The following is a 17,886-nucleotide window of genomic DNA, read 5'->3' as shown; positions in this document are numbered from 1 at the left end:
GGGGCAAGTGTTCCGGCGCCCGTTCCCCGGGCTTAAGTCCACTCACCCCGCGGCGATTCCCACCGACCGCGCGAGCCGCCTCCGCTCGATGCGGAGACGGGTGCCGGATGCCGGGTGTCGGTGTCGGGTACCGGATCCCGAACGCTGCGTGCCGGGTGCCGGGTACGACCGTGCCCCGGGCGGAGGCCGCCCGGGGCACGGATGGATCGCGTCAACCGCCCACGCGGGACGGGAGCCGGATCAGGAGAAGGACCACACGTGGTCGTCGCGCTTGTTGCAGTCGAAGATCGTCAGTCGGGCGTCCTTGCCGCCGCTGCCGTGTTCGCCCGACACGTCCAGGCACTGGCCACCGCTGGACTGGTTGCGGATCCAGAACTTGCCGTCCGAGCGCTTCTCCAGGTACCAGAGCTGGTTGTCGGCGCTGGTGGGGCGGCAGTGGAACTCGGACACACCGGTACCGGCCTCCTGTCCGGCGAAGTTCGGCAGGTCCAGGCAGAGACCGTCCTTGCTGTTTCGGATGGTGAAGAGGTCGGCGCCGTCGGGACCGGCGCCGGGGCGGCTCACGACGAGGTCCCAGAGCTGGTTGTCCCCGGTCGTCGTGTTGCAGGTGAACTGGTTGACGGGACCGTCCACCGTGCCCTTGCCGTAGTTCGGGACGTCGGCGCACATGCCCGTCATGGCGTTCTTGAGCGGCACGTTCCGCACGGTGCCGAAGTTCGCGCTCTGCGGCAGGGCATCCCCGGCACGGGTCGTGGGCTTCGCCGCGACCTTCTTCTTCGGGGCCGGCTGGGCGGGGGTCTCCTTCTTCGGGGCGGGCTTCGCCGGTTCGGGAGCCTTCCTCGCGGCGGGGTCGCTCTCGGGCTGCTCCTTCGGGGCGGGCTTCGCCGGCTGGGGAGCCTTGTTCGCGTCGGGCGCGGCGTCCTTCTCCGGTGCCACGTCGGCCACCTGCTTCACCGCGCCGGGGTCGGGGGCGTCGGCCTCCGCCGGTGCGGCGCGGCGCTCCTGCGCGGGGGCCTCCTTCTGCCGGGGCGCCGAGAGGGCGGGGGACTCCTTCGAGGCGACGGACTTGTCCTGCCCCGAGGCCTTGTCCTGCTCCGCGGCCTTGTCCTGGCCCGCGTTCTTGTCCTGCTGTGGGGCCTTGTCCTGCTGTGGGGACTTCTGGTCCGCCGGGGTGTTCCCCGGCGATCCGGGTGCCGGTCGCGCCCCCGTGCCTGCCGCGCCCTGCGCGGTGGCCGGCGGCGCGTTGGTGCCGGTACGCCCGTCGTTGCGCTTCTCCACGTCGGAACCCACGTTCGCGCCGGCCGGGCGCTCGGTGGCCCCCGACTGGCGGTCCGGCACGGGGCCCGTCCGGGGCGACGACGCGGGCTTGCGGGTGGGGGCGGCCGTGGCGTAGTCGTTCCCGACCTGCCCTCCGTTCGGAACGAGGTTCTCCAACACCGTTCCACCGACGGGTACTTCCTGTACCGACGCCTGGTTGCGGTGATCGTCGTTGCCGAGGCCGAGCAGGAGGAACGGCGCCCCGATGAGCACGGTTCCCGCTATCGCCGCCGCGGCCAGCAGCGGCTTGTTGGGTCGTCCACTGGGCGGCTCGTCACCTCTTCCGGCCGCGACGGCGCCGCCGTGCGGTGCGGACGGCGCCGTGGTCGATACGGCCTGGGCCTCGCTCCCGCGCCAGGTGGCGGCGGCCCTCGCCACCGCCCCGCCGGCGCGTGTGGCGGTCCGGGACCCGCTCCGTACCTCGGTGGCCGCCTGGGTTCCCGTCCCCGTCCCGGTCGTGGACGTGGACGTGGTGGTGTGCGCGGGCCCGGATCCCTCGGGGGCCGCCCCGCTCTCGCGGTTCACGGCGCCCGATGGGATCGCCGGTACCGGCGTCGTGGCGGATCCGCGTGGTGCGAGCGCGGAGCCGGGTTCTCCCGGCACCGCGGGCAGGACCGCCGCGAGTCTCACGGCAGGGCTCGACATCTGCGAGCCGCCTTCTTGTTGGGGCATTGACACTCCTCATGCCTCGTTCGAACAGTCGGTCGTCGTGGTGCGCCTTGGTGGTCTCGCGGAGGACCGCGACGGGGCGCGGCCCGTGGATGGTCAGTCGGTGTCCGGTCCGGCTCCCCCCAGCGGTCCCGCGCAGCGCTCGGGCCAGACGAAGCCCGCCGGGGCGGCGGTGCGTCCGCGCAGCGCCTCGTCGAGACGTGCGAGCACCGCCCGGTCCTCGGCGTCCGGTTCCGCGTACCGGGCGGGTGGCGGGGCGGTCGCCGGAGTGGACAGTTGACGCAGCAGGACGAGCGGGTCGGGGCCGTCGCCGCGCACTTCGAGCACCCGAAAGGCGGTGCCCGGGGCGAAGACGATCTCGTCGTGCGCGGCGGACGAGCCCGCCGCGCCGAAGAGTTGCCGTACCCGGCGTCCGGTCACCGACCAGATCGCGAACCGGGCGCTCCCGATCTCCGGGCCCGTCCCCCCGCACGGCAGGGCGCTCACGGCCGCCGGTTCGCGCAGTACGGTCCCGGGCCGGGGAAGTGCGGCGTCGGCGCCGTCCGGCGTGCCGGGTCCCGTTCCGGGTGGCGCGCCTCGCAGTGCCGCGCCCCGGAAGGACGGCAGCCGCCGGAGCGCCGACGCGACGCAGGCCGCGTACGGCAGGAGTCGACCGCCCCCGGCACGCAGGGCCCGGTCCAGCTCCCGGTGGCCGAAGGGGCCGTCCGGGGGTCCGAGGTAGAGCAGCAGGGCCACCAGGTCGGCGCGGGCGGCCACCTGTTCCGCGCCCCGCAGCGCGGGCAGCCGGGTCAACGTACGCGCCACGGCGGCCGCATGGCGTTCCCAGGCCGTGTCGGCGAGCGTCCGGAACGCCGTCCGTTCGGCCTCGGTGCTGTGGTGCTCCGGCAGGACGGGCACCGGGGGCAGCAACCCCCGCGGCGGCGCCGACAGGCGCGCGGAAGCGGGTCCCGCCGACGGAACGGCGCGCTCGGGCGTCGGGCCCGGTCGGGGGTCCGGCTGCGGATCGGACTGCGGGTCCGGCTGCGGGTCCGGTGTGCTTGGCGGGGGCCCGGCCGGCGCGCTCTCCAGACCGGCGACGGGACGGGTCGCGGGGCCCGGGTCCGGGGTGGGACGGGCGCCGGAGGGAATCGCAGGCGGAGAGGGCGAGGACGCGACGGGCGGCGCGGGTGAGGGACCGGTGCGGGGCACGACGCCGGCCGGTGTCTCGGGAGACCGGACACGGGCCGAGGCGGAGGCGGTCACAACGCCGGCCGGCGCCGACGGACCGGCACCCGCGACGGCCGGGCCACCGCTCGCCGCAGCCGCCGGGGCGGGAGCGCTCTCGGGGGCACGGGATCCGTCCCCGGAGGAGCCCGCACCCGGATCCGGGAGGGTCGCGGTGGTGGTCACGACGGGCTGCGGGGCGGTCGACGGGCCGGCCGGCCCGGCTTCCGCTCCATGTCCCGGGCCGGCGGCCGGGAGGGGCGCCGAACCGGTGACCGGAAGCGGCCCCGAACCGGTGGACGGGAAAGGCGCCGAACCGGTGGCGGGGAAGGGCTCCGGGCGGGCGGGCGGGACCGCCCCCGGGCTCGGGCTCGCAACCGAACCCAGGCTCGCAACCGACCCCGGGCTCGGGCGCGTGGCCTCGGGGTCCGCTCCGCGCGTCTGCCCCGCCGGACGTCGTACCTGGGGGGCGGGGACCGCCGTCCCGGTGGTCGAACCGGTCGGCGCCGCGACGGGCGGTCCGGCCGTGGTGGGGACGATCGGCCCCGCGACGGCGGCGGTCGACGCTCCGGTGGCGGGCTCGGCACGCAGCGCCCCACCGGGGCCGAGGCGGGCCGCGCCTTCCGCGGGACGGCCGAAGGTCGCGAAGCGCACGCTGCGGACACCGTGCAGAGCCGCCAGGCGCCGCAGTTCACGGCCGCCGTCCAGGGCCTTGCCGTGCACGTGCAGCCGGGCTCGGGTGCGCAGGTCGGGCTCCAGTCCGTCGAGCAGTTCGGACAGGGCCGGCCAGAGCGAGGTGTCCAGTTCCTCTCCGGGGCGTCCCACCTCGATCGCCGGACCGTCCGCGTCCACCGGACGCGCCGCCAGGGGCTGCGGGCCGTCGTCGCGAGCGCCGATCAGCAGGCCCGCCCGGCTCACGGAGACCTGCCAGCGGTCGGAGAGGTGCACGACGCCGTGTTCGGCCGGCTCCCGGTCCGGTAAGGGTGGGCTCCAGTGCAGCAGGCTCGGCTCCGGGGCGCCGGGGGCACAGAGCACCGAGTCGACGAAGGGCTGCCAGCGCGGTGCCCCGTCCCGGCCGACCACCATGGACCGCACGGCCGACTCGGGCCCCGGGCCCGAGGCGACGATCAGCGGGAGGCCGCTGTAGACGACGACGCCCGCGCCGACGAGGTCGGCGGCGGCCTGCCCGGCGTGCAGCACGTCCCGGCGGCCGCCGGGGGCCACCCGCAGCGCGACCCGCGCCTCGTCGGGTAAGGAGGCGACGACGTCGGAGACGTCCTCGGTGTCGACGTCCTCGCCGTCCGGCACCCCGAGCACCAGCAGCGGGCCCTGGCCGTCCATCGGTACGGCGTAGCAGAGGTCGCCGGGCCGGGGTGCCGGACCGTCACCGGACCGGATGAGGACCCCTGCCGGGATCTCCTCGACGACGCGACCGCCTCGGGTGCGGGACGGCAGTCGGACGGGTCGCCAGACGGGCACCGGCTGGCGCGGCCCCAGCGGTACGGGGGCGACACCCGGGCGGAAGCGCCACCACCCGCGCTCCCCGCCGCCTTCCCCGCCGGGCGGTCCGTGGACGAAGAGTCCGCCGCCCGGCACGCAGAGCACCGTTCCGTCCGGGGCGACGACCTCGAACTCCCATGTGTCGGCGATGCGTTGGGCCACTGCCGGGTTCCCTCCCGGACGACCGTCGCCGGAGCCGGACATGACCAGTCGCACCGCGGTGGCGCCTTCGTCGCGTACCCAGTCGAGGAGGTCTCCGAGCCGTGGCCACAGCGCGGGGGCGGACTTCTCGTCGGCGCCGGCGACCACGGTGACGGTGCCGGGTTCGTCGGTCTCGGCGCACCGGACCAGGTCGGCGATCTCCTCCGGCCCGAGCAGTTCGTCGGACGGCTGTCGGAGCAGCAGGACCCGGTCGTACTCCTCGACGAGGAAGCCCCCTCCTCCGGCCGTGCCCTCCTCGGACGGACCGGCCTGCGAGGTGCCCTCGTCCCTGCGTCGGTTCCAGAGCATCACCGGCGATCCCCGTCCGTCGCCGCCGTGCGGCCGTCGTGGCTGATCCTCGTCATCGCTGTCGTCATCGTTCCGATCCTGGCCGGCCGGACGGCAATCGACCGGCAGTTCGAGTCAACGCTACTCCGGCGTACGGTAGTTGACGGCGAGGTAAAGGATCCGACCGTCATCGATGCCACGGGGCGGGGGTGCGGGTTCGTCATGACGCGTCTCCTGTGACCACGTACGCCGGGTCGCCGGAGTTCACGGACGTGCCTCCGTCGGTGCCGGTGCCGGCGAAGGTCCCGCCGGCCGGGGCGGCCGTGCTCCGGATCCCCAGGGCCCGCGCGACGGCCTCCCACACCGCCGCCGCCGGCGCCTCCCCCGCGGGGCCGCTCAGCAGCCACCGCAGGTGTTGGAGCGACGACAGGCCGAGTTCCTCGACCGTCAACGACCCCCCGAGCAGGACGGCTTGGGCGCTCTGCCCGGCGGTGAGCACCACCCCGGCGCCGGTGAGTTCCGACACCGGGACCGGCCGGCTGCGGTCCAGCAGCCGGGTGACCTCCTCGGAATCCAACGCCGACAGGAGTGCCTCGTCTATGTCGAGGTCCTCGATCCCCGCCGATCGGGCGCGGCCGATCAGCGCGTCGTCGGTGCCCTGGGTCGGGGCGGGTACGGAGTTCAGCGCGGGGGCCGGTGTGGTGGCGGGGGCGGTGGCGGGGATCGCGTCGCTGCCCCAGTAGTGGCGGTGCCTGGGTGAGTAGTGGACCTCGACCACGGGGGCGCCCTGGGGTCCGTAGCGCTCCAGGACGCTCGACGGGCCGCCGACCCACTCGGGCTGGGCGACGTCGACGGCGACCCCGAGGACGTGCGCCGTCAGCATCAGGAACACGTCCCCGTAGTCGGAGGCCCAGCTGTTCTCCCAGGTCCGCACCGCGTTCAACAGCCCCTGGAGTTCGGTGGTGTCGAGCGGCGCGGTGCTAGTCCGGTAGACGGCCTCCAGTTCGTCCCGCAGTTCGCCGTCGGTCAGGGCGGCGGTGTGGCCGACGCCGTGCCGCACGGCGAGCGCCAGCAGGTCGGCGCGGCTGGTGCCCGGGTCGTTCAGGTGGCGGGCGAACTCGTCGGCGACCGAAGCGCGCAGTTGGAGGACGACCTGGTCGGGCAACGGCGTTCCGCCGAGCGACTGTTGGACGCGGTGCGCGATGGTGGTGCGCAGGGCGGCCACGGCCGCCTGCGACGGGTGGTGCGGGGGCAGCGCGCCGGTGTACGACAGTGCGGTGGCCTGGGCGTGCAGGTCGGCGCGGACTCCCGCGGTGTTCGAGAGCCAGGCGAAGACCGCCGGGTCGTTGGTGGCCAAGCCGGGCAGCCGGTCGCGGACCAGTCGGGGCGCGCCGGCGAGGAACGCGTACGGCAGGCACTCGCCGTTCGCGACGGTACGCAGCGGACGGCCGGCGGCAGGGCGGCGCGACGACTGCCCCGACGCGGCCGGGGTGACCGGCCCGGTGCCGACACCCGTCCCGGGTCCGGTACCCGCCCCCGTCCCCGTTCCGGGCAGGGTCTGCGTTCCTCCCACCGTTCCCTTGGGTGCGGACGGGAGCGGGGGCTTCACCCCGTTCTTCCCCCGGGGCTTCTTCGAGGAGGCCGCCGTCGTGGTCCGTGTCGCCGGGGTGGCCGTGGAGCGGGTGGCCAGGGCGGTGCGCGGGCCGCGAGCGGGGGTCGACGTCACGGAGGACAGCGGGACGTCGATCAGGCCCTCGCCCGCGGTGCGGCGGGCGGCGCCGAGGGTGCGGGCGAGGCCGGCCAGTCGTCGAGCCGCGGTGGTCTGGATGGCGGCCTGGCGGATCTGCTCCTTTCGCGCGGTATCAAGGGCCAGGTCGACGGCGTCGAGGGCCGTGCGCCGCCGGTCGCGCAGCCCTTCGGCCGTGTTCCGGCGGTCGGTGGCGGCGCCGAGATCGGTGCGGCGGTCGTCCTCGGCGGCGCGGGTGGTCGTGACGGCCGCCGCGAGACCGGGCAGGCGCAGACCGGCGGCCTGCGCGGCGGTGCGGGTGGTCGCCAGATCGGTACCGAGGCTGTTCAGCCGGGTGCGCAGTCGGGTCTGCTGCCCCTGGATCCGGGCGAGTTCGGTCCGCGCGCGCTGTTCACGGGCCTGCACGGCCGCGACGCTGAGCGGCGGCCGGGGTGCCTTCGTCTGGCGTGCCATGTGCCGCAGTTCGGCGGCGGCGGTCCGGGCCTCGACCGACCGGGCGCGCTCCTCGCGCCCGGTGGCGGCGAGCCGGCGTTCCACGGCGGTGATGTCCCTCTCCGTCCTCCGTATGCGGCCGTTCAGACGGACTTCGGCGCTCTTCCCGTGGGTCAGCGCGGTGCGGGCCCTCGCGTGCGCCTTGACCGCGCCCCGCAACTCACCGACGGCCTGCCGGTGGGCGGTCTCCGCGGTGGCGAGTGCCTTCACGGCTCCGTCGAGGGCGGTCACGGCGGCGGCCCGCGGGGCGCGCAGGTCGCTCTCCCGCCGTCGGGCCGTATCCTGCCCGCGCTGGGCGTCGCTGTGCTCGGTGATGGTGTCGGCCAGGGAGTTCCAGGCGGTGACGGTGGCCGCGTCGGTGCTCGCCAGGGAGCCGTCTTCGCCGAACACCCAGTGCTGGAGCCCGTCGTCCGTCCGCAGCACGAGTTCCACCGGCCGGGCGGCCAGTACGGCGGTGCGGGAGGCCGCGTAGAGGGCGCGTCCGAGGAGCGAGCCGTCCGGGTCGGGGCCGGGGGCGAGCCAGATCTGCGCGGCGTCCTCGTTCAGGTCGAGTACGCCGGCCAGCGCGGCGGGCAGGTCGCCGACGGGGTGCCTGGTCCAGTCGCGGAGGTCGGCCGCGGGCTGCCCGGCGAGCATCGACCGGAGGTCGTACACCTGGGGGTCGGTGCGGGCGTCGGTGATGCCGTGGCCGAGCACGTCGCGTTCGGTCAGGCGCATCTCGGCGCTGCCGGTGACGTACCGGGTGCCGCCCGGCCCGGTGACGGTGATCAGGACGTCGACCATGGTCTCGTGACTGCGGGTGCCGCGTCCGCCGTCGGCCGGCAGGGAGGTGCCGCCCAGCTTGAACCATTCGCGGCGGCTCGCGGTGACGGCGGTGCCGGGCCCTTGGGTCGGGGGCTGCCGGCCGAGTACGGGAAGGCCCGCTCCGAACAGGTGGTTCGGATTCAGCGCGTCGGCGGTGTGGGCGGTCTGCAGGACGGTGTTGGAGGCGCCGCCGACCGTGAGGGCGGTCGACGCGGTGGTGCCGGGCAGCCGCAGCCGGTCCAGGGTGACGTCTCCGGCATCGGTGATCCGCCGGGGGTTGCGGACCTCGATCCGCAGGCCCGGCGGGGCGTCGGCGTCCTGCTCCGCCGGATACGCGCCGGGCATGGAGGAGGTGATGCCGGCGCCTCGTGGCAGGTCCACGCTGATGTTCTCGGCCTGGATGAGTTCCCCGATGCGAACGGCCGCGGCCTCGGCGGACTCGGAGAGGGACGTCGAGGAAAGGCCCGGTGCGAGGTCCGGCGCGACCTCGACGAGGGCCCGGGAGAGTTCGCGGTAAGCGTTGAAGTGGAACACGGGGGCCGGGCCGGTCGGCACGACGCGCTGCCCGGCCCCGATGCGGCGGCCTCCCGCGGCCGCCGGAGCGCCGGCGGCCCGCGGGTCGACGGCCGACACGGACGGCGCCAACGGGTCGGCGGGCGCCGGCGGATCGACGGCCTCGCTGCCGGTGAAGCGCAGGGTGACCAGGGCGGGCACGGTGGCGGTGCGTTCGGGACGGCCGAACAGGATGCGCCGGGCCCACTCGATCCAGCCGGTGTTCTCGTCGAACCAGCCGATCACGCCGGCCTCGACCATGCCGCCGGGGATGTTGAGCGGCCATTCGGTGACCAGTTCGGAGCGGACGGAGGCCGTGTACTCGTACTCCACCTCGAAGTCCGCCGCGTTGTCGGTGCGCATCCAATAACGGTCCTCGTCCGTCGAGGAGGTCCTGGCCGTGTCGGAGCTGCTGGTGGTGTAGGTCAGGGCGGGGCCGGTGCGGTCGGTTCGGGTGTCGTCGGCCGGGCGCGGGTAGCGGGCGTTGGGGGTGAAGGTGGTGGCGCTCTGGCGGGTCGTGGTGGTGCCGACGGAGGTGTTCGACGGGGCGTGGACGTGCACCTGCTCCTGGCCGGCGCCCGCCCCGGCACGTCGGCCGCGCACGGTGCGCAGTCCGGCGGTGTCCTGCCGGGGCCTGGCCTGGAGCGACACCTCGACGAGCCGGGCGCCTCCCTTGGCGACGTGCAGGAAGTGGAAGCGCTGTGCGTGGCCGGGGCCGCGGGCGGGCAGGGCGCGCAGGGCGGTGGACGTGGTCAGGTCGGCGATCCGGGTCCGAACGCCGGACAAGTACGCGGCGTGGCCGGGGCTGGTGGAGCCGGGGGCCTCCTGCTCGACCAGCCGGGTCAGTTCGGTCCGCAGGGCGTCGCGGCGCTCCACGGGAGCGGTGGCGGGCGGAACGGGCGGCGGCGGGGCGCTCGTGGGCGCGGCACCGGGGTTCGCGACACTCGTGCCCGGGGCGGGCGCGTTCTGGGCCGGCGTGTTCTGGGCGCTCGTACTCGCGGCGGCCGTACTCGCGGCTGTCGTGTTCGGCGCGGTCGTGTGGGCCGCCGGTGCGAACTGCCGGACCGAGAGGATGCCGGCCAGCCCGGGCTCCCCGGTACGGGCGAAACGATCCGGCAGGGGCAGATCGGCTGCGGGACGCGGGGTCGGTGTCAGCGAGGCGACGGTGCGGAACCACTCGGAGTCCCGGCTGAGTTGGGTGTCGCTCATCAGGAACTGGGCGCCGCGCGGGATCTCCACGGCGATCGTGACGGGATCGGCGCCGGTGACGCCCAGGGTGTTGCCGACCAGGTTGCGCCGGCCGTGGCGCACGGTGACGAGGATGGTCGCGCCGGTGCGGATGCGGTGCTGCATGCCGCCCTCGGTGGGCGTGCGCGTCACCCCGGTGGAGGAGGTGACGGTCTTGCTCGTGTCGGTGCGGCGGGTGAGGGCCTGGCGGCCCGAGGGGTTGAACAGCGTGCCCGGTTCGGACGCCGGCGGGTCGTCCTTCGCCGCCCGGGCGACCTTCCCCGCGCCGCCCTCGGCGGCGTGGGGAGCCGGAGCGGGGCGCTGGGCGGCGGTGAAGGACCCGGCGATCTGGTGGGTGGTGCTGTCGGCGCTCTGGTGCGCGAGGGTGTCGGTGGCTCCGACGTCCGTCTCCAGGTACTGGCTCGCGCTGTTCGGGTTCTCCGGGTCGTGCAGGTAGCCCTGGAGTTCGACGGAGAACTCGTGGTCGGCGCCGAGGCCGGGCAGGGTCAGACCCTCGATGACGTAGCCGCCCTTGAAGATCTGGTGGGAACGGGCGATCAGGTTGGCGGTGCCGAGTCCGGCGCGCAACGCCTCCCTGAACGGCGTGCTCTCGTCGGTGGGGTCGGCCCCGTCGAGGTTGTCGACGAGGCCGCCGGCCTTGTTCGCCAGATCCGTCAGGAAGCCGGTGGTGGCGTCCCAGGCCTTGTGGAGGGCGCCCTTCGGGGGGTTGCCCGGGTGGGTTCCGGTCACGATCCGGTCGAAGGCGTCGACGAGGGCCGCCGAGCCCTGGAGGCTGTCCATGATCGCGTCGTCGGGGAGGCGGACGACGTTCGGTACGGGGTTTCCGGTCCGGTCCGTCATGGCCAGGCGGGTCCGGTCCGCCGCGTTGACGGCACGTACCCGGGGGCCGGCGGGCGCCGGGCGGGCGGCGCCGGCCGGCTGGGTGCGGTGGTGCGGGACGGCGAGGGTGAGCCGCCCCGGGACGGTGTGGACGGGCGGCCGTTCCTCGTCGGGCGGACGGGGGCGGGTGCCGGGCGGGTCACCGGGGTCGGCGAAGCGCTTCTTCGGCCGGGTGCCGTCCTCGTACAGGTCCAGCGCCAGCAGCGCGGGCACCTCGAAGACCTCGGCGTCCTGGCCGCTGCCGATGAAGAACTGGTCCTGGCTGTTCCCGGAGCCGGCCGCGAGGGTGTCGGCGCTCTGCCGACCGTACGTGTAATCGCCGGCGCCGGCGAGCGTCCACGGCGCCTCGTCGGGGTCGCCGACCGGGCCGGACGGGCCGCCGCCGATGCCGACCTGCCAGCCGTGGGCGCGCCCCCTGGACTCGTTGCCGGGGACGCCGACGGAGGAGATGCCCATGACCTGGATGCCCGGCAGGGTGCGGCGGTGGCGGGTCCGGGCGGCCGGGTCGCGGGTGGCGCTCAGGCGCAGCTGGACGCGGCGGGTGCCGCCGGTGCGCGACGGCAGCTCCATCCAGAACGGCCGGCCGCCGTCGAGGAGGGCGTCGGCCGAGGCGCGCAGGCCCACTTCGGAGCGGGCCAGTTCGAAGCGTCGCAGGTTGGCGAGCTGGGCCTGCGCCCGCTCCTCGTCCTCCACGTAGGGGGCGCGCGGGCGTTGGGTGGGCGGCAGGAATCCCTCGTCCCGCAGCCATGCCTCGGCCCGCCGGAACATCGGCTCGGCGCCGGTGACGGCCAGCGGGGCCGCGGACAGGCCGATCGACGCGAGGTTCTCCAGGTCGTCGGGGAGCTGCCGTGTCCCCTTGCCGACGGCGTGCTCCTGGCCCTGCGCGTCGGCCGCGGCGAGCACGCGCATGCGCAGGCCCCCGTCCCAGGGGCCGGCCTGGTGCGTGGTGCTTCCGCCGCGAGCGCGCACGAGGGTGACCCGGTAGGTGACCCGCGCCGGGGTGAGCAGATGGCTGCGGTTGGTGCGTACGGCGTGCGCGAGGGTGGCGGAACCGCCGGCCGAGAGCGAGGAGTTGGTCTGCCACTTCCCGCCGCCCTTGAAGGCGATGGTGCCCTGGGCGCGCGAGGAGGCCCCGGGATGGCCCTGCTCCGTGTCGGACGTGAAGACGGGGGCGACGCTGCCGTCGACCGCGACACCGCTGGCGTACTTGACGGAGCTGTCCACCTTCACGATCTCGGAGACGTGCGCCTCCAGGTTGATCTTGCCGTCGATCGAGCGGTGGGTGGGGCCCGGGTCGGGTTCGACCACGGTGGTCAGCCTGAGGACGCCGATGGCCTTGCCCCGGTCGTTCAGCAGGATCGGCGAGTACAGGCCGCCGCCCCGCTGGAGGGGAAGGGTGCCGCGCAGCACGGGCTCGGACAGGAACGCCTCCAGCTCCTCCGCGGCGGCGTCCGACAGGTCCGACAGGTCGTCGCGGAAGGCGTCTCGGACCTCGGAGAGCAGTCGGGCGGGTTGCGTGACGGTGTCCACGCCCCACACCGGCAGGTCGTCGAGGGCGGCGGGCGCCGGCATCGGGCCGTTCGGTTCCACGGCCAGGTGCTGCGGGAACCAGACGGTGACCGGGCCGTGCCGCTCGCCGTCCCCCCAGCCGGCGTTCCCGCTCCCCGGTCCGGCGGCCGCCGGCTGGTCGACCCGAAGCTGCCACTCCGAGACGAACTCCACCGGCTGGGACAGCTCGTTGCTGCGCTGCGCGGTCATCGTCTGCACCGCGGAGGTGACGGTGCTGCTCGTGGAGAACTGGTTGTGGGTCAGCGTGACCGCCAGCGCCGCGTCCACCCGGCTGACCGGTCCCGCCCGCCCGACGGTGAACGCTCCGGACCAGGTGACCGGCACCGTGCGGACGTTCCCGGAGTTCTGGGACACCGAGGACTCGGAGCTGCCCTGGCCGCGACGCTCCACACGGCCCTCGGGGTCCTCGACGCCGTGCTCGCCGTACCGTCGGGACCGGGCGGGGTCCCGCAGGCCGAGCCGGATGTCCACGGGGCGCTCCCGGCCCTCGTGCGTCACCGTGATCCGCCTGCCGGTACTGCGCAGGTACGGCAACTGCCGTGCCAACTCGACGGCGTTGGCCCGCTCCCGGAGCTGGACCCGCACCGGATGGTCGTGGGCGGCGCCGGCGGGAATGCCCAGACGGGTCAGGATCTGGCGGTGCAGCCCCTCTACGACGGCGTCGGACAGCGGTTCGACGTGGACGAGGCCGACGGTCCCGTCGTACCCGGTGCCGTAGGTGGTCGCGTACGTGGAGAGGGGCGCGCGCCAGTCGCGCGGAGCCCGGGCTGACTCCCAGCGGTCGTCGTGCTCGTCCGGGGGCAGCGGGTCCGCGTCCGACGATCCGGCCCCCGGGGTGGTGGCTCCGGCCGCTGGGGTGCCCGCCGTGAGCGGGTGGTCGCGCACCGCGGGACCGGAGTCGAGGGCCGACTCCAGGGTGCGCAGGTCGACTTCGGTGACGACTCCGGTCGCGGGGAGCCCACCGGTGTCGGCCATCACCCCGGTGGAATCGGCGGCGAGGAGCCGGCGGAACAGCGACTCGGGGTCGCGTCCCCGGTCACGCATCCCCGTGTAGTGCAGGATCTCGTGCAGGGCCACGGCGTCGTCGCGCCCGGGTCCGCCGCCGAGCCGGATGTGCAACTGGTCGCTGCGTGCCGGGTCGTCGCCGCGGCTGAGCTCCACGGCCTCGGCGTGGTCCGGGGCGTGGGTCAGCACCAGGTCCACGTGCAGTTGATCGCCCGAACCCGGCAGTCGCAGGCCGTGGTTGACGTGGGCGGCGAGGAGCGCGCGCATCCGCTCCTGGAAGGCGGGCAGCCCGGCGGGGTCGAAGCCGGGTCCGAACCGGACCGGCAGGTGCAGGCCGACGACGCGCACCCAGCGCCCGTCGTCGGCCTGGACGCGCCGGACACGGGCACGAACCAGCGTGGTGAGGCCGTGCAGGGTGCCCGGCGCACGCCTCTCGTCGAGCGGGTCGCTCGCGGGGTCGAACCAGTCCAGGTGCAGGGAGAACGCCGGAGCGGACGCGCGCCGATGGCTCCACTGCTCGAGCCGTACGGGTACATCCGCCGCCGCCGTCGCCGTCTCCTCGGCGGGCGGCGGTTCCTCACCGTCACCGTCCCGCTCGGCGGAAGCGGGCACGGCGGCGGGGCGAGCCGTACCGGTGGGGCCCGTCCCGGTCGGGAGCGGCGCGGGTTCCCCCGGCGCCGGATCCGGGAGCCCGCTCGTCGTGGCGGGGGCCGGGTGCAGGGGGGTGGGCGTCGCGGCGCCGGGTGGGCCGCCGACGGTACGGACCGGCACCGGGGCGGCCGGTACGAATCCGGTGTCCGGGTCCGGGGCGGCGCTGGGGGCGTCGATGAGGGAGGCGAGCAGGCTCAGGTCACGGCCGCGCAGCCCTTCGCGGGGCGACCCCGCGGGGACGGGCCGGGTATGGTCGCCGGCCGGGCCGGCCGGGATGTCGCCGTGCAGGCCGAGCTGTCGGGCGATCCGCACGGCGTGGTCGGCCGGGTCCGCGCCGGTCCACCACGGGGTGCGAGGGGTCTCCCCGTCGCGTTCCGCCGGGGTGCCGGTGAAGCCGTCCGGGGGCGGGGCGCCCGCCGCCTGCTCGACGGTCACCTGGAGCAGGTCGCCGCTCGGCAGCCGGTGGCCCGGCGCGTTGAAGTACTCCTCGACGCCCGCGCGGACGCGCTGCCAGGCATCCTCGGGCATGCCGTCGGGTCCGGTCGCGACCTGGACGGTGAGGTCGGTGACCCATGCGCCCTCGTGCTCGACCCGACGGACGTCGAACACCGACCGGATGGTGCGCGGGACGCTCTCGCCGGGCCGTGCCGGATCGGCGGGCGCGGGCACGTCGTCGGTCCACGGGTGCTCCCGGGTGACGGGCGGTACGGCGGACCGCGCCGCCTCCCAAGTCGGGTTGCCGGTCCGCGGGGCGGGGCCGCCGTGCGGGGCGGCCGACGCGGGGGTGTCCACGACGGTGCCCGGCGGCTCGGCGCTCTCCCGGGCCGGGGGCTCGTCGCCGGGCGCGGTGGAGGTGTCCGGGGAGGACCCGCGGACCCGGCTCGGCGGGTCCGCGGCGCCGCCGGGGGTCGTCGGGCGGGGGGCGGCGGTTTCGAGGGCCGGGTTCGGGTGCGCCGCCCCCTCGCCGTCCATGTCACCGGGCGTGTCGTCGGGTGCGCCGTCGGGCGTGCCGCCGGCCTCGACGCCGACGGGCCGCACGTTGCCGCCGGACCGCGCTCCCGTGCCCGTGCCGGCGCCCTTCTCCGTACCCGTGCCCGTGCCGGTACCTGTGTCCGCGTCCGTACCCGTGCCGTTGCCCGTACCCGTGCCGATGCCCGTGCCCGTACCGGTACCCGCGTCCGTGTCGGGGCCCATGGCCGCATGGGCGTCCGGGTCCGCGTCGCCGTCCACGTCCTCGAAGACGGTCCGTGGCGCGTCGTCGGGCGCGCCGCCCGTTCCGGCGGCGACCGGGAGCGGGCGGGCGCCGGTTCCCGGGGCGGCCGGGGCCGGTGGGGGCACGGTGCTGCCAGCCTCGGGCCCGGAGGGGGCGGGCACGGTGCGGTCCGTGCCGCTGTCCCCTGGGAGGACGCCGTCGGAGGCATCGGGCAGATCGGCGAGGACCCCGGGCGGCGGGGTGCCCGTTCCGATCGGTCCGGGCGTCCGCCCGATCGCCTGCGGGGGTGTGGGGTTCGGGGCGGTGACGTGCGGCAGCGGGTCGGGGGCGGAGGCCCGTCGCTCCGGTCCGGTGGGCCCGTCGGGACCGGGGTCGCCGGGCGCGGTGGGCAGGCCATGGGCGAGGAGCGTCGTCGGCGCCATCGGGAACGGGGCCGGCGGGGTGGGCGGGGTCGGGGTGGGCGCGGTGGACGGCTGGTCGCCGAACGGGGCGTCGTCCCCCACCGTCGCGGCCGGCAGCGCCGGCGGCACGGGTGCGGGAACCGGGGTCGGGTTCGGTGTGGGAGCGGGAACGGGAACCGGGGCGGAACGCGGCGGACCGTCGAAGCCGCCGGGGCCGCGGCCGTCCGGACCGCCGGAGAAGTCGATGTCGTTGAGATCGGTGAAGTCCCGGGAGTCGGTCAGCCACTTGTGCAGCCACAGACCGCCGCCGCCGAGCGCTCCGTCGGCCATCACCTCGAACATCGAGCTGGTGCCGGAGCCGACGAACGTCTCCCACTTGAACTCCCAGACGCCCTCGAACGCTCCCTTGACCAGGACCTCGGCCGCGGACTCGCTGATCGCGCCGACGAGGAACGCCTCGCCGAGGTCGTTGACGCCGTCGAGCAACTTGGTCGTGAAGGGGTTCTTCTTCGCGAAGTCGTCGAAGGAGTCGAAGGTGTTCTTGAACCACTTCCCGGCGTGGTCGAACGCGCCTCCGAGGACACTGGCGAACCCGCCGGCGAGCGCGCCGAACGCGGCCCCCTTTCCCACGTCCTCCCAGTCGATCCCGTGGGGCCTGCGGTCGTTCGGGTTCAGGGCGATCTGCGCGAGTCGGACGGCGAGGACCTGGAGCGCCTCCTCGATGGCGCTGGTGAGGGTGGGCGCGAGGTGGGTCATGCGCAGCAGCCGGTCCACGATGAGCAGGACGGCCAGCCGGCTCCGCGCCCTCGCCAGCATCATCTGGGAGACGGACGTGCCCCCGGTGATCACGGCCAGCGCGGCGAGCAGGGCGAGTTCGACGAGAAGGGCGATGATCTCGGCGATGATCTCCCACTTCGCCTGCTGGATGCTCATCGAGTGGTCGATCTGGCCCCGGGCGATGTCGTCGAGCTTGTCGACCATCGCGTTGAGGTGGTTCACTCCCCCGTCGTTGGTGAGCAGCGACAACGCCCGCACGTACGGGTCGGCGACGTCGTCCGGCAGGGAGGTGGCGGCCTCGGAGATGGAGAGCTGGATCTCGTCCTGGAGGTCCCGGATGCCGCGGCCGAACCTCAGGTACAGCTCACGGCTGTCGTACGCGAGGTTCTCCCGGGCCTCCAACGGCATCTCGCCGATGAGGATCCAGAGCATCTTCCGGACGTCGTCCGGGAAGTTGATCTCCTGCACCCGTGTCTCCGCTCACCCATGCCCCCATCCGTCCCGGTCCGCCGCGTGGCGCCCGGTCAATGGCGTCCTCCGGTGCCCGGGTCGTCGAAGACGGATTCGGGGGTCCGGCGCCGGTGCTCCGCGATCTGCTCGGTGGAGTACGAACGGGTGCGTTCGATGTTGTCCAGGTTCGCCAGCGTGGCCTGCACGAGTCCGTCGAGAGCCTCGTACAGCACCCGCCCGGTGCCCAGGCAGTACTCGTTGTTCCGTTCGTAGACCGGGCGGACCTGGAGGGCGAAGTCGTCCGTCCAGCCGGGCCACGGGGTGTAGTTGCGCTCGTCCGCGATGAAGCTCCGGCTGAGGCCCTCCGCCAGTTCGGGCAGTCGCCGCATGCGCTCGACGGCCCTCCTGAGCGCCTCCGGGCTCGCCTCGTACACACCGCTCATGACCGGCTCCTTCCCCTGTGTCCGTCGTCCGTGTCCTCGTGGATCTCGTCGCGCAGCCGGTCCCCCGGGCGCCGGACCGGTTCGCCTTCGGCCTCGTCGAGCAGGGCGGAGCCGTAGATCCGCTCCCAGTCGACGGTCATGCCGCGCAGTTCGGGCACGGCGGCACTCGGCCCGGTGAGGGGGCCGAAGAGGTCCATCACCTGGCGGGCCATCTGCGCCCGGCCCCGTCCGGCGGCTTCCATCACCGAGGCGGACAGTTGGGCCGGGTTCATCGAGCGGTACTTGCCGTCGAGGAAGGTGACCCCGGTCAGTTCGCCCCGCGAGCCGACCGTGACCTCCACGGAGCGGTCGCGTGAACGCACCGTCGCGGCCGCGTCGGCGAGTTGCTCCTCGGCGCGGGCCACGGCGGCCTGGACGGACTCCAGTTCCGCCATGGCCTTGGCGATGCGCTGCTCCATCGGTTCGCTCACCGGTGGT

General features: G+C 75.1%; 5 protein-coding genes. All 5 read right to left on the bottom strand.

Annotated features, from left to right (window positions below; translation table 11 throughout):
- Positions 1–240 precede the first annotated feature (240 nt).
- Complete coding sequence (locus tag OTB19_RS15975; RefSeq protein WP_267798876.1) at positions 241–1,989, bottom strand: RICIN domain-containing protein; 1,749 nt, start codon at positions 1,987–1,989, stop codon at positions 241–243.
- Between the two features lie 93 nt (positions 1,990–2,082).
- Positions 2,083–5,199: a hypothetical protein gene (locus tag OTB19_RS15970; protein ID WP_267798874.1), complete on the bottom strand. Its 3,117-nt coding sequence runs from the start codon at positions 5,197–5,199 to the stop codon at positions 2,083–2,085.
- A 199-nt stretch (positions 5,200–5,398) separates the two neighbouring features.
- Complete coding sequence (locus OTB19_RS15965; RefSeq protein ID WP_267798873.1) at positions 5,399–16,984, bottom strand: hypothetical protein; 11,586 nt, start codon at positions 16,982–16,984, stop codon at positions 5,399–5,401.
- A 56-nt stretch (positions 16,985–17,040) separates the two neighbouring features.
- Positions 17,041–17,409 (bottom strand): hypothetical protein, encoded by a 369-nt coding sequence (locus OTB19_RS15960; protein ID WP_267798872.1) that lies wholly within the window; start codon positions 17,407–17,409, stop codon positions 17,041–17,043.
- The gene (locus OTB19_RS15955) at positions 17,406–17,879 is read right to left on the bottom strand and encodes a YbaB/EbfC family nucleoid-associated protein (RefSeq protein WP_267798871.1); all 474 of its coding nucleotides are present in this window, start codon (positions 17,877–17,879) and stop codon (positions 17,406–17,408) included. Before OTB19_RS15955 ends, OTB19_RS15960 begins: the two co-directional genes overlap by 4 nt.
- Positions 17,880–17,886: the final 7 nt, after the last annotated feature.

Origin of the sequence: Streptomyces sp. H27-H5 (assembly GCF_026627505.1) — a bacterium.
Taxonomy (GTDB): Bacteria; Actinomycetota; Actinomycetes; order Streptomycetales; family Streptomycetaceae; genus Streptomyces.
The sequence above is the reverse complement of the archived record's forward strand: the minus strand, read 5'-3'. Positions and strand labels throughout refer to the sequence as shown.

What these genes read in the sequence shown, in the direction of transcription:
- OTB19_RS15975 (WP_267798876.1), bottom strand. Translation starts at nt 1,989, where the DNA reads ATGCCCCAACAAGAAGGCGGCTCGCAGATGTCGAGCCCTGCCGTGAGA.
- OTB19_RS15970 (WP_267798874.1), bottom strand. Translation starts at nt 5,199, where the DNA reads ATGCTCTGGAACCGACGCAGGGACGAGGGCACCTCGCAGGCCGGTCCG.
- OTB19_RS15960 (WP_267798872.1), bottom strand. Translation starts at nt 17,409, where the DNA reads ATGAGCGGTGTGTACGAGGCGAGCCCGGAGGCGCTCAGGAGGGCCGTC.